Consider the following 19,939-nt stretch of genomic DNA (forward strand, 5'->3'; position numbering starts at 1 on the left):
GGTGAGGGTTCGGGGCCTCAGTCGGCGTTAGCCGTAGCCCGCAACCTGGATTGGCCCATGCGCCGAGGACGAACAGCCTCATCGAGAGCCGTTCTCCTTTGCTGAGGTAGCGACGCTAGGAACGACGGCTCACGCCGACTGACTACTCAGCCCCTCACCCTTTCGCCTTACGGATCGCCTTCGGCTCTAGTGCATCCCATTCTACAGCCAGTCGTCGCTGCCGATCGGGGCGCCGGGGGGAATGGGCTGAACCGCCCGCTCCCCTTCGGTCAGGGCCTTCAGGTCCTCGACCGGGCCCGTCAGCAGCTCGCCCAGATAGACGCACTGGGCCGTCTCCAGCCGGTCGCCGCGACAGCGTTTCAGCTGTTCGCCGAAACGCCGCGCATGGTGGCGCACCACGCCCTGAGCCGTCGATGACAGATCTTGCCCCTGCACCAGCTTGGCCAGATTGGTCACATAGCGGGCGCGCACGGCGCGACGCAGCTCCATCTGGCGCGGGCTGAGCGCGGCGCCGGCGCCGACGGTCGCGGCGACCCGATCCAGCGTCTCCGGCAGGCCCAGTTGTCCCGCGTCGCGACGCTGCTGCTCGACCAGGCGGTTGAGACGCTCCGGCGCCAGCAGGGATTCGAACACCACCTCGGACGCCGTCGCCGCCGCCGACGACGGGTCGAACACGGCGTCGGTCTTGCCCTTGAACAGCTCGATCTCGGTCTGGCGGTCGCTATTGCCTGACTGGCCCGACGACAGCAGGTCGATCAGCGGATCGCGCAGGTCCAGCACCTCGGGCGACAGGGCCTTCATCAGGGCCTCCAGCGCCGCGCGCTGACGCTCGGCGGGCATGACCTCGGCCGTCTCGTTGCCGTCGCCCTTGACCGCGTAACGATAGTCCACGCCCGCGATCAACCGCGCCACCGCCGTCGTCTGATAGCGGTGGTAGAGGTAGATCGGCACGATCACCCGCTGCAGGTCAGCCGCCGCCGCCCCGTCCGGGATATTGCCCAGGCCAAAGCGGTCCAGCGCGATCTTGCGCACCGCCATGACGTTGGCGAACTCGGCCACCGGATCGGTCCCGTTGTCCCACATGGCGCTGTAGGGCTGGGCTCCGCCTAGCGCCCGCGTGTCGCTGTCAGAGACGAAGCGATAGCCCTTGGCCTGAGACTCGGCTGCCAGTGCGGCGCGGCGCGCGACCGGGTCCTGGCCCGGCGCATCGCCGTACAACCAATCGACGACATAGCGGTCCCAGGCACCGACGCCCGTCGTATAGGCGCGGCTGAAGTCGAGACGGTCGCCATCCGCGATCACCCAGGGCGCCGGGTAGTCCATAACCGAGGCGCGATCCTCATAGGTCGAGGCGGCGAAGTTGTGGGAAATGCCGAGCGCATGACCGATCTCGTGCGCCGACAGGTGGCGCAGCCGCTGATAGGCTAGACGGTCGGGATCATCCTCGCCCCCCGTCCCGCTCTTGGCCGCGCCGACCAGACCCTCGAAAATCATCTTGTCCTGGCGGTCCCGCAGCGAGCCCAGTTGCACCACGCCGCGCACGATCTCGCCGGTGCGCGGATCATTGACGCTGGTGCCCGTGGACCAGCCGCGCGTCTCGCGGTGAACCCAGGAGACGATGTTGTAGCGCGCGTCCATCGGGTGTGCGCCGTCGGGCAGAAGCTCTACCCGGAAGGCGTCGATGTAGCCCGCGCGATCAAAGGCTTGCGCCCACCAGTTGCCGCCGTCGATGAGGGCCTCTCGGATCGCCTGGGGCGCGGCGCGGTCCACGTAGAAGACGATGGGCTTCTTGACCGTCGAGCGAGCGGCGCTCGGATCGGTCTTCTCCAGTCGGAAGCGACGGGCCAGACGGCGGACCACTGGCTGATCCAGATCGGCGGCGAAGTCGGTCACCAGAACCTGTGCCGAGGTGCCAGAGCGCGGGTCGTGCGGCACGCTGACGAAGCCGTCGTCGGGCAGGCGGATGAAGGAGTGGCGCACGGCGATGGTTACCGAACGGGCGTCGGGGGCGACGCGCGACAGCTCCATGCCCGGCTCGTCGCTGGTGAAGGTCTGGACGCTCTGGAACTCGACGTTGTCGGGGAAGACCAGGGTCTGGTCGAGGTCGAGGTAGCCGAGCGTCGGCGCCGCCTTGAACGTCCCCTGACGCCCGCGCTTCAGCCGCCCGGCGGCGTTGACCGCGTCGCGCTCGAGAAAGCCCGACAGGTCCACCGTGACCGAGCCGTCCGCATGGGTTTCGGCCACGTCGGCGGCCCAGATCACCGAGGGGGCGAAGGAGGCCGTCACCGCGTTCTGCTGGTCCGCCCCGGCGCCGACGGCGCGGAAGCGGTTGTTCTCGAACCGCGCCAGGACGCGATGGCCGACCTTCTGGAAGGCCACGATCTGAGCCTGTCCCAGGCCCGAGCGATCCAGCCCGACCCCGTCCATGCCCAGACCTGCCGACAGGCCGGGCTGATAGAGGTAGCGCCCCAGAACGCCGCCCTCGCCCGGCGCCGGCAGGCGGACCAGAACCCTGCCCTTCTCGCGATCCAGACGAACCGCGAACAGGCCCTCCTGGAAGGCGGCGGTCGCCTCAGGACGCGAGCCTCCCGCCTCAGCCATCGCGGGCGCGGCGCCCGCGACCAGAACCAGGCCGGCGACGCTCGCCAGCAGAACCTTGCGCAACATGGGCCGCCCCCGCGGTTGACTAATGCTGAAGTGCTACTGGACGCCGAGCGCCAGGGCGTCGGGACGGCGGGTGTCCGCCGCGCCCAGGAATCGGTCGCCCTCGATCATGATGGACTGGGTGCTGCCCATTGTCATGGATGGGCGGACCGTGTGGCCGCGCTCGCGCAGCAGGCGTTCGACGTCGGGCGAGAAGCCGCCTTCCAGTTCCAGCGGGCTGTCGCCGCCGCCCTGGTTCAGGCGCGGACGCATGGCCGCCTCGGCGATGTTCAACTGATGGTCGATGACGTTGGAGATCAGTTGCACCATGGTGGCGATGATATAGCCGCCGCCCGGCGTGCCGGTGACCAGCCAGGGCTTGTCGTCATCGAACACGATCATCGGCGTGATGGTCGAACCCAGACGCTTGCCCGGCGCCGGCGAGTTCGGCTGGCCGTTCGTGCCCCAGGAGAAGTTGTCGAGCGAGTTGTTCAGCAGGATGCCCGTCCCCACCGGGGCGACGTGCGCGCCGTAGGAGTTGGACAGCGTGTAGGTGTTCGACACCGCATTGCCGTGGGCGTCGGCCACCGAATAGTGGGTCGTGTCCTGGCTCTCGTACGGATAGGGGTTGCCCTCCGGGATGTCCGCGGCCGCCAGCGAACGATCCATGCGGATCAGCTTGACCCGCTCGGCGGCGAATTCCTTGCTGGCCAGCCCCTGCGCCGGCGTCGTCCACTGCGGCGCGCCGCCGATCAGGCGACGGTCCGACGAGACGATCTTCATCGCCTCCGAGATCAGGTGCAGGCTGTCGACGCTGCCCCAGCGCAGTTCGCGCATGGGGAAGTGCTCCAGCAGGTTCAGCCCCTCGGCCACGCTGACGCCCGAGGCGGTCGGCGGCATATAGGCGATGCGGTGATCGCGATAGGTGGACCAGATCGGCGCCGTCACATCGGCGCGGTAATCGGCCAGATCCTTCTCGTCCATGATCCCGCCGCCGGCGCGCACGCCTTCGACGATCTTTTTCGCCAGTTCGCCGCGATAGAAGGCGTCGGCCCCGCCCTGCTGCACCTGACGCAGGCTCCACGCCAGTTGCGGCTGCTTGAACCGTTCACCGGCGCGGTAGGGCGTGCCGTCCGCCTTCAGATAGGCTTCGCGCGCGCCGGGATCGGTGGCCAGAACCGTGGCGCGACCCGCCGTGGCGTCCGCCTCGCCGTCCGACAGGATCACGCCGTCCTCGGCCAGCTTGACCGAAGGGGCCACGACCTGGGCCCAGGTCAGGGCGCCGAAACGCTTGTGCGCCTCCCACATGCCCGCGACCGTGCCGGGCACCGAGACGTTGCGGAAGCTGGAGGGCGCGCGGCGGTCGAACTTGCCGCTGTCGTCCAGCAGGAAGTCCGGCGTCGTGGCGCGCGGCGCCGTGCCGTAATAGTTGATGGCCACGTCCTGGGCCGGACGATCCGCCGTCGCGGCCATGTGGACGATCATGTAGCCGCCGCCGCCGATATTGCCGGCGCGCGGCAAGGTCACCGCCTCGGCGAAGGCCACGGCCACGGCGGCGTCCACGGCGTTGCCGCCCTGTTTCAGGATGTCGACGCCGACCTGGGTCGCCAGGGCGCTCTGGCTCACCACCATGCCGCCGCGCCCGACCGTTGGGCTGTGGATCTGGCCGTAGCTGACAATGTCGCCGCCGCTGCCGACCGCAGGCCGGGTCGGAACCGCCGCCTCCTGCGCCAGAGCAGGCGCAGCCGCCAGCAGCGCCGCCGCAGCGACCGCCAAAATCTTCAGATGAGAACGCATAGCCACCCCGTCACAATTCGCGTCAGCTTCATCGAAATACGGAGCCTACCGGCAGGCCGCGTTCAATGAGGAACGTCTGATGAGAGCGATAGCATTGCTGAAACTGCGAACTCAAGGTCGATTTGGAGTGATTACATTGCTCACAATATTGGATATCAGCAATATTTGACCTTAACCGGTTGACGGCGCGATTGTGGCGGCATCTAGTCCGACCTGAGACGGAACCTCCGGGTCAGACGCATTTCATGCGCACCAGCCCCGGACGTCTCACACCAGACCAACCCGGCCGCCGCCGGACGAGCATCGGGGGGATACCGAGCTCGATGACCACCAGAGGGGATAACCAGACCATGCGTGCAGCCTTCGCTCGTCGAAGCTTGAAGACGGCCATGTTGGCCACCACGGCCCTGTTCGGCGCCGCGACCGGCGCCGTCGCTCAGGAAGCCGCCGAAGACCAAGCCACCCAGGTCGACGAGATCGTCGTGGTCGGCTCGCAGATTCGCGGCGCCAAGGTGACCGCCGCCCTGCCCGTCTCCGTGGTCAACGAGGAACAGATCCTGGCCACCGCCGCGACCTCGGGCGACGACCTGATCCGGTCGATCCCCCAGATGGGCGACGTGACCTTCAACTCGGCCTACCTGCCCGCCAGCTCGAACTCGGCGCGCGGCGACACCGGCTCGGTCAACCTGCGCGGTCTCGGCATCGGCAACACCCTGGTCCTGCTGAACGGCCGCCGCGTCGTCGGCCACCCGACCAGCCAGGCCAACGAACACCTGGTCCCGGTTCTGACCTACAACACCAACGCCATTCCGGTGACAGGCCTGAAGCGTCTGGAAGTCCTGCGCGACGGCGCCGCCGCCATCTATGGCGCCGACGCGGTGGCCGGGGTGATCAACACTGTCCTGCGTGACGACCTGAACGGCCTGACCGTCTCGGCCCAGTACGGCGGCGCCGAGGGCACCGGCATGCGCGAGACCAACTTCAGCGCCTACGGCGGTCGTGACTTCCACGACGGTCGCGGCAATCTGTCGGCCTTCCTCAACTACGACCACCGCACCGAGCTTTCGACCACGGATCAGGACTACACCGCCTCGCTGGACAAGCGGCCCCTGTTCGCCGGCACCGGCTTCGAGAGTGCAACGAACCTGAACAGCCGCTCGTCCCTGACGTCCTGGGGCCTGTTCCGGCCTACGGGCGGCACGGTGCGTCTGCCGGGCGCGACGTCCAACCTGACCGCTTTCAGCACGCAACCGTCGACCTTCTCGGGCTGCAACGCCGCCCTGGGCAATGGGCTCTGCCTCAAGTCCGGCACCGCGATCGACCAGCGCCTCTACTCGGACTCGGCGGCCCTGGGCGTCAGCGTCATGCCCAAGGTCGAACGCCTGAACGTCTTCCTGAACGGCAAGTACCGGCTGAACGACAGCGTCGAGGCCTTTGGCGAGCTGGGCTATTATCAGGCTGAAACCACCGCCTGGCAGGCCCCGATCAGCACCCTGTCGTCGATCGTCCTGACCATCCCCAAGACCAATTTCTACAACCCCTTCGGCGCCACGACCCTGCCGGGCGGAGCCATCAACCCAAACCGTCTGCCCGGCGTCACCGCCCCGGCCGGCGGCGTTGATCTGCTGCTCAGCGGCTATCGCTTTGACGACCTGGGCCCGATCGAGGTCAATGTCACCAACAAGCAGTACCGCGCCCTGGGCGGCCTGCGCGGCGAGTTCGCCGGCTGGGACTGGGAAAGCGCCCTGCTCTATTCCGAAGCCAGCGCCGAGGACATCAGCGATAACGTCTCGACCACGGCCCTGCAGAAGCAACTCGCCCTGTCCACGGCGGACGCCTACAACCCGTTCAATGGCGGCGACCTGAACAACCCCGCCTTCGGCGACGGCACGCCCAGCAGCAAGGCCGCCCTGGACGCCATCCGCCAGAAGCTGCGGCGCTACACCGAGACCACCCTTGCCCTGTGGGACTTCAAGGTCTCGCGTCCCGACCTCTTCGCCCTGCCCGCTGGCGATCTCGGCATGGCGGCCGGCGTCGAGGCCCGCCACGAAAGCCAACTGGACGACCGCGACGCACGGATCGACGGCACCATCACCTTCACCGACGCCTCGGGCGCCGTTTACGGCGACCTGATCAACTCGTCGATGAACCCGGACACCGAGGGCGACCGCACCGTCTATTCGGCCTATGCTGAACTGGCCGTGCCGATCATCTCGCCCGAGATGAACATCCCGTTCGTGCACAATCTGGAAGCCCAGATCGCCGGACGCTACGAGCACTATTCGGACTTCGGCGACATCGCCAAGCCCAAGGTCGCCGTGGCCTGGGATCTGGCCGAAGGCGTCCGTCTGCGCGGTTCCTGGGCCCAGGGCTTCCGCGCCCCGAATCTGGAGCAGATCAACGCCAGCATCGTCACCCGCTCGAACAGCAGCACCGACTGGGCCTATTGCGAGGCTCTGACCCGTCGCGGCGCCATCACCGGGCTCAACCGCTGCGTCAGCCCGACCATCACGCCCGGCTTCTCAGACGCGGCCTCGGTCAACACCGCCCGTATCCGTCGCAACGTGGCCGAACAGCGCGCAGGCAACCCGGACCTGAAGCCGGAAGAGTCGGAAACCGTGTCGTTCGGCACGGTGATCCAGCCGGACTTCACCCCCGCCGAACTGGGCGACTTCACCATCACCATCGACTGGTGGAACGTGAAGCAGGAAGGCATGGTCGGCGTCTTCCGCGGCCAGAACGCCCTGACGCTGGACTACCTGCTGCGCAAGCAGGGCAGCTTCAACCCCAATGTGGTCCGCGCCGCGCCGACCGCGGAAGACATGGCCATCTTCGCCGGTACAGGCATGCAGGCGGCCGGCGAGATCCTCTACGTCAAGGATCTCTACGACAACCTCCAGCCCCAGGAAGTGCAAGGCATCGACCTGGGCGTCATGTGGAGCCTGCGCGGCACCCGGTACGGCGACTTCAGCGCCAATCTGAACGTCTCGCACCTGCTGCGCTACTATCTGGACCCGTCCCCGGCGGTTCAGGCCCTGATGGACGCCAAGGCCAAGGGCGAGATCGACCCGGTCGTCGCCTTCAGCGGCAGCGCCGGCGATCTGATCCGTTCGGGCGGTCGTCCCGAATGGAAGTGGTCGGGTTCGGCCACCTGGCGCTATCAGAACATCACGGTCGGCGCCTACACCGCCTATATCGGCAGCGTCGAGCAGGACAATCTGACCAACTCGGCGGGCGAAGCCTGGACCGTCGACTCGCAGATCACCGGCAACCTGTACGGCGAGTACGAATGGAATGACGGCGGCCTGGCCGGAACCGCCGTGCGCGTCGGCGTGCGCAACCTGACGGACGAGGCCCCGCCCCTGGCTCTGGACGGCTACCTCGGCACCGTTCACCAGCCCTACGGCCGCTACTGGTACGCCAGCATCCGCAAGAGCTTCTGATCGCTCTTGACCCTGTCGGGCGGAAGGCGAGCCATCGCCTTCCGCCCCTTTCTGTTTCGACGACTGTTTGGAGTTCCCGATGAAACCCGTCTCCCTGCGCGTGCTGGCCGTCGCCGCCGCCCTGACCGGCCTGGCCGCCCCCGCCCTCGCCGCCGAACTGTCGCCTCAGGCCAAGGCCCAGATCACCGGCACGGTCGAGCGCAACCAGCCCGCCCTGGACCACGCCGCGCTGGAAATCTGGAAGTTCGCGGAGCTGGGCTATCAGGAGACGCAGAGCTCGACCCTGTTGCAGGGCCAGCTGACCGAGGCCGGCTTCACCGTCACGCCCGGCGTCGCCAACGAGCCCACCGCCTTCCTGGCCAGCTTCAAGACCGGCGACGGCCCGGTCATCGCCGTCCTCGCCGAATATGACGCCCTGCCCGGCCTGTCGCAGACCCTGAACCCGGTACAGGAATCGGCCGGCGGTCACGCGGGTCACGGCTGCGGCCACAACCTGTTCGGCGCCGCCTCGGTCCACGCCGCCATCGCGGTCAAGGACTGGATGGTCGCCAACAACATCAAGGGCGAGCTGCGCGTCTATGGCACGCCCGCCGAGGAAGGCGGCTCGGGCAAGGTCTATATGGTCCGCGACGGCCTGTTCAGCGACGTCGATGTCGCCGTCCACTGGCACCCCGGCAACGTCAACAGCGCCCGTCAGGGCGACACCATGTCCAATGTCTCGGGCAAGTTCCGCTTCTACGGCGTCTCGTCCCACGCCGCCGCCGCGCCGGACAAGGGCCGCTCGGCGCTCGATGGCGTCGAGGCCATGAACGCCATGGTCAACCTGATGCGCGAGCACGTGCCCGACCGCACCCGCATCCACTACGCCATCACCGACGGCGGCAAGGCGCCCAATGTCGTCCCGGCCTTCGCCGAGAGCTACTACTACGTCCGCCACAACGACCCTCAGATCGTCCGCGACGTGCTGGAGCGGGTGAAGAAGGCCGCTGAAGGCGCAGCCCTGGGCACCGGCACCCGCGTCGAGTTCGAGGCCATCGGCGGCGTCTATTCCATGCTGCCGAACGAAGCCCTGATGACCGTCATGGACCGCAACCTGCGCCATGTCGGCGGCATCACCTGGACGCCCGCGGAAATCGCCCTGGCCACCGAGATCCAGAAGACCCTGCCGACGAAACCCGATCTGGCCAGCGTCGGTACGATCGAGCCCGCCGTGATCGGCGGCGACTTCGGCGGTTCGACCGACGTCTCAGACGTCAGCTGGGTCGCGCCGACGGTCGGCCTGTCCACCGCCACCTTCGTCCCCGGTTCGGCGGGCCACAGCTGGCAGAACGTGGTGGCCGCCGGTTCGACCATCGGTCTGAAGGGCGCGCATCTGGCCGCCAAGACCCTGGCCCTGACCACGGCCGAACTGTTCCAGAGCCCGGACACCATCGCTGCCGCCAAGACTGAGTTCGAGCGCCGTCGCGGCCCGGACTTCGAGTACGAGGCCCTGCTGGGCGACCGCACCCCGGCGCTCAACTACCGCGACTAAAGCGCCGCGCCCCTTCTCCCCTTGTGGGAGAAGGTGGCCCGTCAGGGCCGGATGAGGGGTGTCGGCGCGACGTTTGCCGCGAGGAACTCACGCAGCGTCGCGCCAGCCCGCCTAATCCGTCGCTCCAATCCCGGAAAATCACGGCGACTGCGCGCATTTCAGGCCCGTTGTCCTGCCGCCTCCCCTCCCTCTGTCATAATGAGCGGTCTACCAGCGCCACAGAGAGATTTCAGACGATTCAGACGAATTAGACTCTATTTTTTGTCGAGCCTTCGACCGCGAGGTCCTCATCCATACGAGAGGCCGGCCGCCCCCGGACCGCCCGCGCCGGTTGGCCGGCATGGATGTCGCGACCGCGCCGCTCGACCTCCTTGAGGATGACCTCCAGTTCCTTGTCGGTCAGGTGCTCGATGCCGATGAAGCCTGCGTCCGCCTTCTTCACCGCATAGACCAGCTCGTCCAGCTTGGCGTGCATGGCCGCCGCGTCGCGGTTCTGGGTGTTCTGGATCAGGAAGACCATCAGGAAGGTGATGATGGTCGTGCCGGTGTTGATCACCAGTTGCCAGGTCTCGCTGAACTTGAAGATCGGCCCTGTCGTCGCCCAGACCACGACCAGCAGCAGGCACAGGATAAAGGTCCACGGTCGGCCAGCCATCTTGGCCGTCGTATTGGCGAAATGGTTGAACAGCTTTTCCATGGCCGTTTAACCCGCGGGAACAGCCAAGGTTGCTCAGCGTCCCGGCGGCGCTCGACGCTCACGCGTCGCCTGCTCGTAGGCATGGCCCAGCGACAGGATGCGGGCGTCGTCCCATTTCCCGCCGATGAAGCTCAGGCCCACCGGCATGCCCCGATCAAAGCCCATCGGCACGGTCAGATGCGGATAGCCCGCCACCGCCGCCAGCCGACTGGCCGAGCCCTGCATCTCATCCTCGTCCCTGGGATCGTTGGTCCAGGCCCGCGAAGTGGTCGGCGCGATCAGGGCGACGACCCGGTGCTCGGTCATCATCCGATCGATGCCGTCCGGTCCCGCCGCCTGCAGCGAGTTCGCCCGCGCCTCGACATAGGCGGGGTCGTTCAACCCGCCGGTCGCCTGGGCCCGCTCGAACAGGTCCTGGCCGAACACAATCGTCTCGCGCGGTTCGGCGGCGTTAAAGGCGATGACGTCGGCGAGGGTCCGCGTCTTCACCTGCGTCGGGTCGGTCGAGGCCAGATAGGCGTTCAGGTCGTGCTTCAGCTCGGTCAGCAGAACCGTCAGCTCCCACCCGCCGACGGCGCGCAGGTCTGCGGGTCCCTGTTCAATCTCGACCACCTCGGCCCCGGCAGCGCGCAGGGCGGCCAGGGCCCGCTCGAACTCGGCCCGCGTCTCGGCGGAATAGGAGGGCAGCAGGAAGCGCATCACCCCAATGCGGGCGCCCCGCAGACTGTTCGCGTCCAGCGCCGCGCGATAGTCGACCTTGCGAGCGTCCGCCTCGACCGTGGCCGGGTCGGCGGGATCGGAACCGGCAATGACCGTCAGGACGATGGCCGCGTCCTCGACCGTCACAGCCATCGGCCCCGCGGTGTCCTGCGAGTGGCTGATCGGAACGATATGGGTGCGGCTGACCAAACCCACGGTCGGCTTGAACCCGACCACGCCGTTGACCGAGGCGGGACAGGTGATCGAGCCGTCCGTCTCAGTGCCAAGGGCGACAGGCGCCAGGCCGATGGCGACCGCCACGGCGCTGCCCGAGGACGAGCCGCAGGGCGTGCGTGCGGGGTCATAGGGGTTGCGGGTCTGGCCGCCGACCGCGCTCCAGCCGCTGATGGACGACGACGAGCGGATGTTGGCCCATTCCGACAGGTTGGTCTTGCCGAGGATCACCGCGCCCGCGTTCCGCAGTCGGACCACCAGGGGCGCGTCACGCCCCGGCGCGTTGTCAGCCAGGGCCAGCGAGCCCGCCGTCGTCGGCATGTCGCGGGTCTCTATATTGTCCTTCAGCAGGACCGGCAGGCCTTTGAGCAGCCCCGACGCGACCGGTGTCTCGTCCGCCATCACCGACGGCGCCATAGCAATGACCGCAGAGGGCGGCCCCGGCAGAGCGTTATCGGCGCTCAACGTGACTTCAAGCGCCCCGGCCAGAGCCGCGCGCGAAGGATAGACGCCGTCCACGATCGCGGCGGCGGTCGGAGGCTGGAATATCCGCCCCCCGTCCTCACCCGCCAGCGTCCAGCTGCCGTCGTCGTTCGGTATGGCGCACGCCGTCAGCGCCAGGGCGCTGACGGCAGCGAGGATCAGTCCGCCTTTTCGGGCGCCCGCGTACCAATGGTGCGGTCGAGGAAGTCGAGGTAGGTGCGCCATAGGTGAAGCTGCCTCTCGTTGCCACGCACGCCGTGGCGCTGTCCGGGATAGAGCATGGTCTCGAACGGGATGCTCTTGGCCTGAAGCCCGTCCAGCACCCGCGTCGTGTTCTCGAAGATGACGTTGTCGTCGGCCATGCCGTGCAGCAGCAGCAAACGTCCGGTCAGGTTGTCGAGACGGCCCAGCACGTCCGACGCGGCATAGCCTTCCACATTGGCCTGCGGCGTCGACATGTAGCGCTCGGTATAAGCCGTATCGTAGAGGCTCCACTCGGTCGGCGGGGCGCCGGCCAGGGCCGAGGCCAGGCCCATCCTGGGCTCGGTCAGGGCCATCAGGCTCATAAAGCCGCCGTAGGACCAGCCCATCATGGCGATGCGGCTGTCGTCGACATAGGGCAGCGACCGCAGATAGTCGGCGGCGATGACCTGATCCTCGATCTCCGGCTGGCCCATCTTCAGGTAAAGCGCCTGCTTGAAGGCCGCTGAACGGTCGCCCTCGCCCCGGTTGTCCAGGCGGAAGACGATGTAGCCCGCCTCGGTCAGAAGCTGGTTGGTCGCGCCCTGCCAGGCGTTCTTGACGCCGCCGCCCGACGGGCCGCCGTAAACCTGCATGACGACCGGATAGGTCCTGGACGGATCAAAGTCCGGCGGCGTGGTCATCTGCCACATCAGGGTCTCGCCGTGGCTTTGCAGCGTGCCGAAGGTCGGCTTCTGCTGGCGCTCGGCAAAGGGCCAGAAGGGATGGCCGGGCTGGAGCTTGTTTTCCTCGATCCAGCGCACGCGCGTGCCGTCGATCGAATAGAGGGCCGACTGAGACGGAGTGTTCACGTCGGTATAGTTGCCGACATAGGCCGTGCCCGTGTCGTTGACCGAGGCGCTCCACCAGCCGCCGCGCGGGGTGACCTCGGTCGGCGCGCCCGTCCGCTTGTAGCTGGCGCGGAACAGCTGCTGCTCGATCGGGTATTCCTTGCCGTCGCGCATGGAGGCGGTGAAGAAGACCTCGCCCGTCGTCGGATTGACGCCCGCCAGCGACTTGACCGGATAGTTCCCCTGCGTGATCGCGCGCAGGCGGCGACCGTCGCGGTTATAGAGGTAGAGGTGGTTCCAGCCGCTCTCTTCCGACGACCAGATGAAGTTGCCGTCGGCCAGGGCCTTGAAGCTGTGGCTCAGCGGCACCCAGGCGTCCGAGCGCTGGGTGGCGATGACGCGGCTGGCGCCGGTCGCCGGATCCACGCTCAGCAGCTCCAGAGTCTTCTGGTCGCGCGACAGGCGCTGGACGTAGAGGGTCCGCCCGTCCTTGGCCCAGTTGACGCGGGCCAGATAGATGTCGGCATTGGCGCCCAGGTCGACCTTGACCCGTTTACCGGCCTGCACGTCCTGGACATAGAGCTCGACCACGGCGTTGGGACGCCCGGCGCGGGGATAGCGCTGCTGGATCACCGAAGCGCCGCCGCCGGTGATGTCCAGGCGCGGGATGATGTCGACGGTGCTTTCGTCCGTGCGCTGCAGGGCGATGAAGCGCTCGTCCGGGCTCCACCAGTAGCCCGTGTCGCGATCCAGCTCTTCCTGCGCGATGAACTCGGCCGTGGCCCAGGTGATCAGGCCGTCGCCGTCGTTCGTGATCGCCTGTTCGGCGCCCGACGCCAAGTCCAGCACGACCAGATCCTGATCCCGCACGAAGCTGACGAATGAGCCCTTGGGCGAGACCTTGGCGTCGATCTCATCGGCGGAGGTTTCCGTCAGGCGGCGCACGCTGCCGTCGGCGCGGTTGGCCAGGAAGATGTCGCCTTCCAGCGGCGCCAGGATGTAGCGGCCCTGCTCGTCCCACGAATATTCGACCACGCCGCGCGCCGAGATGCGCATGCGCTCGCGCCGCGCCTTCTCGGCCTCGGACAATTCGCCGGCGTCGGGGACCAGAGCCCGCGCGTCGATCAGCTTGAACGGCTCGCCGCCCTTCACCGGGGCGGCCCACAGGTCCAGCACGTCCACGTCGTCCTCACGCGAGCGCAGGAAGGCCAGCAGCTCGCCGTCCGGCGACAGGCTGACGCCCTTGGCCACCGGCCCCGACAGGGACGGATTGGCGAAGACCCGCTCGACCGTCAGGATCGAAGAGGCGGGCGCGGTCGCCGCCGGGGGCGAAGCGGGTTGCGGATTGGTCTGGGCGAAGGCCGAGGTCGCAGCCATCAGGATCGTCGAAGCAAGAAGGAATGTGCGCATGGCGGCGAAGCTAGAGGCGGAATCCGCCGCCGTCATCCGCAAATCTGCACGGCTGCGACGCCCGCGAGCCTTTCGCATTCGCCCTCGACCGCCTAGGTAGTCGCCATGTCCGACGCCTCCCTCGCCGCGCCGCCCGTCAAGGCCAGCCCGTTTCACAATCTGGAAGTCCTGTGGGTCCGCCACTGGACCGACCAGTTGTTCAGCTTCGCCCTGAAGCGGCCCGAGGATTTCCGCTTCCGCTCGGGCGAGTTCGTCATGATCGGCCTGCCGGGCGAAGACGGCGGCAAGCCGGTGCTGCGCGCCTATTCCATCGCCAGCCCCTTCTGGGCCGAGGAGCTGGAGTTCTTCTCGATCAAGGTGGCCGACGGCCCGCTGACGTCGCGGCTTCAGAAAATCCAGCCGGGCGACAGCGTCCTGATGGGCAAGAAGCCGACCGGGACCCTGGTGCTGGACGCCGTGACCGGCGGCGAGCGTCTGTGGTTGATCGGCACCGGCACGGGCCTGGCGCCCTGGCTGTCGGTGGCGCGCGACCCCGAAACCTATTCGCGCTTCAAGCAGGTCATCGTCTGCCACACGGTCCGCAACGTGGCCGACCTGGCCTACCGCGACTTCTTCACCCACGAGATCCACGACGACCCGCTGATCGGCGACGAGGCCAAGGCCCAGTTGACCTATTACCCGACCGTGACCCGCGAGCGCTTCGAGACGCCGGGCCGCATCACCGACCGCATCAAATCGGGCGACGTCTTCGCCGACCTGCAACTGCCCATCGGCTTTTCGCCCAACAGCGACCGCGTCATGCTGTGCGGGGCCATGGCCATGATCAAGGAAACCGGCGAACTGCTGGAAACCTATGGCCTGAAAGAAGGCTCGAACGCCGAACCCGGCGACTATGTTCTGGAGCGCGCCTTTGTCGGCTGACCTGATGACCTCTCCCGCCGCTGTCGCCGCACGCTCGGTTGATATCGACGACCGCAAGGCCCCGGAAGACTGCGCCACCATGGTCGACGTGCGTCAGGGCGTGGATGCCCTGGACCGGGCCCTGGTGACCCTGCTGGCCGAGCGCCAGCGCTATATGGACGCCGCCGCCCGCATCAAGCCGAACCGCGACGCCGTCTTCGACCAGGCCCGCATCGACGACGTGGTGGCCAAGGTCCTGGCGGCCGCTGAACCCGCGGGCCTGTCGCCCGACATCGCCGAGCCGGTCTGGCGCCTGCTGATCGACCGCTGCATCGCCCACGAGTTCGCCAAGTACGACGCCACGCGGGGCTGAGGCGAACCTCAGCCCTTCAGGCTTCTCAACATCAGTTCGTGGCGATAGGCGGCGATGTCGCTCAGAGCGACGTCCAGCGCCGTCTTGACCCGCTCCAGCCCTGCCGCGGCCAGCCCCTGCTCGCCGTGTTCGACCTCGTTGCAGACGACCGCCAGATCATTGGCGCCAATGCCGGCGCTCGCTCCGCGAATGGTGTGGACCGCATCGCGCCAGCCCTCGGACGCGGCGTCCAGCAAGGGCGACCACAGGGCCGCCTGCTGCACGAACAGGCCCAGCACCTCTTCGGTGATGTCGTCCATGCCGCCGGTCATGGTCTCGAGGACGGTGAAATCCACCGCCCCCGTCAGGTCGCGCGCCGCCATCAGGCTTCCGGGGTCTTGGCCAGGCGGGCGTTCTTGGACGACCACAGCAGATAGATGGCCAGACCGCCCAGGTTCCACAGCAGGAAGTACAGCTGTGTCGAGGCCTTCAGGCTGAAGAAGAAGGTGATGCAGCCGACGATGGCGATGCCGCCGACCAGCCACCACAGCGGGGTCTTGAACTTGCGCTCGCGGTTGGGCTCACGCACGCGCAGCACGATCAGGCTGACGCCCACGGCCATGAAGGCCATCAGGGTGCCGGCGTTGGCCAGCGACGCCAGTTCGTCCAGACGCATGATGCCCGCCAGAATGGCGACGACGATAGCGGTGAAAATGGTCACCACGACCGGCACGCCGCGGTTGGAAATCTTGGCCAGGCGGTTGGGCAGAAGCCCGTCGCGGGCCATGCCCAGGAAGATGCGGCTCTGGCCGAACAGGAAGGCCAGCAGCACGGTCGGCAGGGCGATGACGGCGGCGGCGGCGATCCACTGTGCCGCCACGCCCTGTCCCAGACCGCGCATGATCAGGGCCAGAGGCTCAGGGCTGTCGGAGAAGGAAGCCACAGGCGCGGCGCCGATCGCGGCTGCCGCGACGACGATATAGAGGATGGTGCAGACCACCATCGATCCGATGATGCCGATGGCCAGGTCGCGCTCGGGCTTCTTGGTTTCTTCCGCGGCCGTGGCGATGGCGTCGAAACCATAGAAGGCGAAGAAGATGATGGCCGCCGCCGCCATGACCCCGGTCTGCACAAAGGGCGCGCCAAAGCCGTAGGGCATAAAGGGCGTGAAGTTGGCCGTGTCGAAGTGCGGCAGGGCGATAGCCACAAAGGCCACCAGGGCGGCGATCTTGATCAGCACCAGCACCGCGTTCAGCGTGGCGCTCTCCTTGGTGCCCATCAGCAGCAGGCCGGTCACCACGGCGATGATGAAGACGGCGGGCAGATTGATCAGGCCGCCCTCGACGTGCGGCCCGACCGTCAGGGCCAGCGGCAGGTCGATGCCCAGCCCGGCCAGGAAGGGAATAGCGTAGCCGGACCAGCCCACGGCCACCGCCGAGACGACCAGCGAGTATTCCAGGATCAGGCTCCATCCCACGACCCAGGCGAAGATCTCGCCCAGCGAGGCATAGGAATAGGTATAGGCGCTGCCCGAGGCTGGCATGATGGTCGACAGCTCGGCATAGGCCAGGGCCGCGCAGGCGCAGACCAGACCCGCCAGACCAAAGCTGATCAGCACCGCCGGACCGGCCAGACCGGCGCCGACCCCGATTAGGGTCAGGATGCCGGTGCCGACGATTGCGCCGACGCCAAGGGCCATCAGGTGCGGCCAACTCAGGGTCTTCTTCAGCGCCGGCCCCTCTTGCGGGGCCAGCATCGCATCGATCGACCGCCGACGGTTCCAGAACGCCATATGTGTAGTTTCCTCGTGCCGCGTCTGCCGGCGGCTGATTCCGGCGACTATCTTAACGCGTCCGACAAACTTTAGAAAATGCCACGATCAGCCCTTGCGCCCCCCCGGCATCCTGAGTAATAGGACGGCCCTTCGGGCAACCCAGCGGGTCGCAACGAAGAACCGGCGCCACACCAAATGGCGCAGACGACGGTACGGGTGATTAGCTCAGTTGGTAGAGCAGCTGACTCTTAATCAGCGGGTCCACAGTTCGAACCTGTGATCACCCACCATCGTCTCTCTCAAACATCCTGAGAACATCCAGCCCCTCGGGGCCGGCGATCGCTTGCGCCTTTAGGTGACCTGACGCTTCTCCAGTTTCCGCGCCAGGGTGCGGCGGTGCATGCCCAGGCGGCGGGCCGTCTCGGAGATGTTGAAGTCGGTCTCGGCCAGGACTTCGTGGATACGCTCCCACTCCAGGGTCTTGATCGAGGTGGGACGGGCGCTCAGGGCCGCGTCGGGGTCGCCCTCCTGACGGGCGAAGGCGGCCTCGATCTCGTCCGTGCCGGACGGCTTGGCCAGATAGTGGCGCGCTCCCAGTTTGATGGCTTCGACCGCCGTGGCGATGCTGGCGAAGCCGGTCAGAACGACGATGTTCAGATCAGGATCAAAGGCGTGCAGGGTCTGCACGCAGGTCAGGCCCGAGGCCGCCCCCAGCTTCAGGTCCACCACGGCGTACTGCGGATGATGGACGGCCAGCAGTTCGACCAGCTGTTCGTGGCTGCGCGCCGACACCACCTCATAGCCGCGCCGTTCGAACGACTTGCGCAGGGTCTTGGCGAAGGCCTCGTCATCCTCGACGATCAATAGCTGGCGTGGGGCGTCGGTCAGTTCAGTCATTTCGGTGCCAAGGCCTCCAGAGGCAGGGTGAGGCGGACGCTGGCGCCGCCGTCGCGTCGGTTGGCGGCGACGACGCCGCCGCCCAGCTTGCGCATGACATTGACTAGCAGGAAGAGGCCCAGCCCCGCCCCTGCCCGCCCCTTGGTCGACTTATAGGGCTGGCCAACACGCTCAAGGATATCGGGCGAGAAGCCCGGCCCGTCGTCGTTAAACTCGACCGACAGCAGGTCCTGGTCCAGCGTCGCGGCGATGACCATGCGCTCCGCCCCCGCCTCATGGGCGTTGTCCAGCAGGGCGCTGAACACCTGTTTCAAAGCCGGATCGGCGATGATGCGCGGATCGCGCGGCGTCGGCCCCCTCAGGACCACAGCCATGGCGTCGTTGGACTTCTCGCGCCAGTCGGCCACGATTTCGGACAGGAAGCCGCCCAGGGTGGTGATGGTCGGCGCCTCGCCTCGCGCCTCGCCCGCCGACATCAGGATGCCGGTGACGATGGTCTTGCAGCGCTCGACCTCGGCCTGCATCTCGGCGATGTCAGCGGCCAGATCGGCATTGGCCGTCAGTTCCGGCATCCGCTTCCAGTCGCTGAGGATGACCGACAGCGAAGCCAGCGGCGTGCCCAGCTCATGCGCGGCGCCGGACGCCAGCAGGCCCATGCGGACGATGTGGTCCTGTTCCGCCGCCTGCTGCCGGGCGTCGGCCAGATAGGCGTCGCGCGCCCGCACGTTCTGGGTCGTGCGCGTGACGAAGGCGACCAGCAGCACAGCGATCAGGATGAAGTTGACCAGGGCCCCGGCCTGGATCAGCCCCAGGCGCGCGTCTGCGCTGGGCGGCAGCAAGAGGGGCTGATGCCAGACAGCCAGCAGGCCCAGACAGGCGCTGGTCACCAGAACAAAGCCCCAGGCGTAGGGCGGTCGAAGCAGCACTGCCGCCAGCACGATCTGCATCAGATAGAGGGCTGCGAACGGATTGCTGGCCCCGCCGCTGAAGAACAGCAGCCAGGTCAGGGCGGCGACATCGGCAAACAGGGCCAACAGCAGCTCGGGATCCGTCACGCTCTGTCGGCGCAGCGCCACCGGGGCGCTGGCCAGGTTCATCAGCGCCAGCCCTGTCGGAGCCAGCAGCAGCATGCCCAGCGGCAGGGGAATCTTCAGCCCCCAATGAACCACGGCGATGGTCACCACCTGCCCGACCACCGCCAGCCAGCGCAACTGGATCAGCAGCAACATGTTGCGCCGCCCGGCCGCGCCCGGCGACACCGGCGCCTCGGCCTGGTCGTCCAGACCTAGGAGGCTGCGCGCGAACCCGATCGCGCTCATCGCCTGCGCTTCCTTTCCTCACGCAGGAACAAGACGAAGCCCGCCGCCGACATCAGGGCCAGACCGAACCAGGTCAGGGCGTAGATCAGATGGCTGTTGGCGAACCGCACCACGGTCAGGCCGCCGCGCGGCCAGCCCCCCGGATTGGGCGTGGCGTCGGCGTCGATGAAGTAGGAGGCGACCGGCCCGGCAAGCCCCCTCGCCTTGGCGATCCCCGCCACGTCGCGCGAGAACCAGCGGTCGCCCGCCGGATCATTCGCGCGCAGGAAGCCGCCGTCGGGTTCCGTCAGGCGCAGCAGGCCGACGACCGTCGTCTCGCCTTCCACCTGAGCGGCGGCGCGCTCCGCCGGCTTCTGGCGCTCGGACGGCACGAAACCTCGGTTGATCAGGACGGTAAAGCCGCGATCCGTCACCAGCGGCGTCATGACCCAGTAGCCGGGTCCGAGGTCCGTCACCGCCTTCACCAAAGCCTCGTGCTGATGATCGAAGCGGCCGCTGACGACGACCCGACGATACTGATCAGTCTGCCGCGTGATGGTCTGGTCCGGCGGCGGCGCGGCGACGGGCGCGGCGTGGATGCGGGCGTCGACCTGCCGGATCAACGCCTGCTTCCAGGCCAGCCGCTGCACCTGCCAGACGCCCAGAGCCGAGAAGCCCGCGAACAGCATGGCGAACATGACCGCCCCCAGGATCAGGGCGGTCCTGCTGCGCGGCGGCCGGGCGGGTCGC

14 protein-coding genes and 1 tRNA gene are annotated in these 19,939 nt (G+C 67.6%); 5 read left to right on the forward strand and 10 right to left on the reverse strand.

Annotated elements, in window-relative coordinates; translation table 11 throughout:
- Positions 1-201 precede the first annotated feature (201 nt).
- Both HNP51_RS12530 and ggt read right to left on the reverse strand, forming a co-directional pair.
- A complete protein-coding gene (locus tag HNP51_RS12530; RefSeq protein WP_184270919.1) occupies positions 202-2,667 on the reverse strand; it encodes a zinc-dependent metalloprotease in 2,466 nt (821 codons plus the stop codon).
- A gap of 33 nt (positions 2,668-2,700) precedes the next feature.
- The gene (gene ggt, locus HNP51_RS12535) at positions 2,701-4,440 is read right to left on the reverse strand and encodes a gamma-glutamyltransferase (RefSeq protein WP_184270921.1); all 1,740 of its coding nucleotides are present in this window, start codon (positions 4,438-4,440) and stop codon (positions 2,701-2,703) included.
- Positions 4,441-4,829: 389 nt separating this feature from the next.
- Between ggt and HNP51_RS12540 the strand changes: the two genes are divergently transcribed.
- A complete protein-coding gene (locus HNP51_RS12540) occupies positions 4,830-7,883 on the forward strand; it encodes a TonB-dependent siderophore receptor (protein ID WP_260398484.1) in 3,054 nt (1,017 codons plus the stop codon).
- A 79-nt stretch (positions 7,884-7,962) separates the two neighbouring features.
- Positions 7,963-9,414 carry an amidohydrolase gene (locus HNP51_RS12545; RefSeq protein ID WP_184270927.1) on the forward strand — a complete coding sequence of 484 codons (1,452 nt, stop codon included), beginning with the start codon at positions 7,963-7,965 and terminating at the stop codon, positions 9,412-9,414.
- 247 nt (positions 9,415-9,661) lie between these two features.
- On the opposite strand, the gene HNP51_RS12550 is transcribed toward HNP51_RS12545, so the two are convergent.
- From HNP51_RS12550 to HNP51_RS12560, 3 genes are read right to left on the reverse strand one after another with little or no spacing between them, the layout of a single operon-like run.
- Entirely contained in the window at positions 9,662-10,111 is a 450-nt protein-coding gene (locus tag HNP51_RS12550; RefSeq protein ID WP_184270930.1) for a low affinity iron permease family protein, read from the reverse strand.
- Positions 10,112-10,144: 33 nt separating this feature from the next.
- Positions 10,145-11,752, reverse strand: a complete 1,608-nt coding sequence (locus HNP51_RS12555; protein ID WP_409360122.1) for an amidase — start codon at positions 11,750-11,752, stop codon at positions 10,145-10,147.
- Entirely contained in the window at positions 11,686-13,935 is a 2,250-nt protein-coding gene (locus HNP51_RS12560) for a S9 family peptidase (protein WP_260400767.1), read from the reverse strand. The genes HNP51_RS12555 and HNP51_RS12560 overlap by 67 nt, the downstream gene beginning before the upstream one ends.
- A 138-nt stretch (positions 13,936-14,073) precedes the next feature.
- On the opposite strand from HNP51_RS12560, the gene HNP51_RS12565 reads away from it, so the two are divergent.
- Both HNP51_RS12565 and HNP51_RS12570 read left to right on the forward strand, forming a co-directional pair.
- Entirely contained in the window at positions 14,074-14,889 is an 816-nt protein-coding gene (locus tag HNP51_RS12565; RefSeq protein ID WP_184270936.1) for a ferredoxin--NADP reductase, read from the forward strand.
- 4 nt (positions 14,890-14,893) lie between these two features.
- Complete coding sequence (locus HNP51_RS12570) at positions 14,894-15,241, forward strand: chorismate mutase (RefSeq protein WP_184270939.1); 348 nt, start codon at positions 14,894-14,896, stop codon at positions 15,239-15,241.
- Positions 15,242-15,249: 8 nt separating this feature from the next.
- Here HNP51_RS12570 and HNP51_RS12575 read toward each other — a convergent pair whose 3' ends face one another.
- Positions 15,250-15,603, reverse strand: coding sequence for an Hpt domain-containing protein (locus HNP51_RS12575; protein ID WP_184270942.1), 354 nt, complete (start codon positions 15,601-15,603; stop codon positions 15,250-15,252).
- A complete protein-coding gene (locus HNP51_RS12580) occupies positions 15,603-17,012 on the reverse strand; it encodes an amino acid permease (RefSeq protein ID WP_184270945.1) in 1,410 nt (469 codons plus the stop codon). The genes HNP51_RS12575 and HNP51_RS12580 overlap by 1 nt, the downstream gene beginning before the upstream one ends.
- A 196-nt stretch (positions 17,013-17,208) precedes the next feature.
- Between HNP51_RS12580 and HNP51_RS12585 the strand changes: the two genes are divergently transcribed.
- A tRNA-Lys gene (locus HNP51_RS12585) sits at positions 17,209-17,284 on the forward strand.
- A 61-nt stretch (positions 17,285-17,345) separates the two neighbouring features.
- Here HNP51_RS12585 and HNP51_RS12590 read toward each other — a convergent pair.
- Genes HNP51_RS12590 through HNP51_RS12600 form a run of 3 tightly spaced genes read right to left on the reverse strand, consistent with a single transcriptional unit; the run spans position 17,346 to position 19,887 of the window.
- Entirely contained in the window at positions 17,346-17,882 is a 537-nt protein-coding gene (locus HNP51_RS12590) for a response regulator transcription factor (protein ID WP_409360126.1), read from the reverse strand.
- Positions 17,883-17,887: 5 nt separating this feature from the next.
- Positions 17,888-19,210, reverse strand: coding sequence for an ATP-binding protein (locus tag HNP51_RS12595; protein ID WP_184270951.1), 1,323 nt, complete (start codon positions 19,208-19,210; stop codon positions 17,888-17,890).
- Positions 19,207-19,887, reverse strand: coding sequence for an SURF1 family protein (locus HNP51_RS12600; protein ID WP_311769949.1), 681 nt, complete (start codon positions 19,885-19,887; stop codon positions 19,207-19,209). Before HNP51_RS12600 ends, HNP51_RS12595 begins: the two co-directional genes overlap by 4 nt.
- Positions 19,888-19,939: the final 52 nt, after the last annotated feature.

It is taken from the genome of Brevundimonas bullata (assembly GCF_014207965.1).
Taxonomy (GTDB): domain Bacteria; phylum Pseudomonadota; class Alphaproteobacteria; order Caulobacterales; family Caulobacteraceae; genus Brevundimonas; species Brevundimonas bullata_A.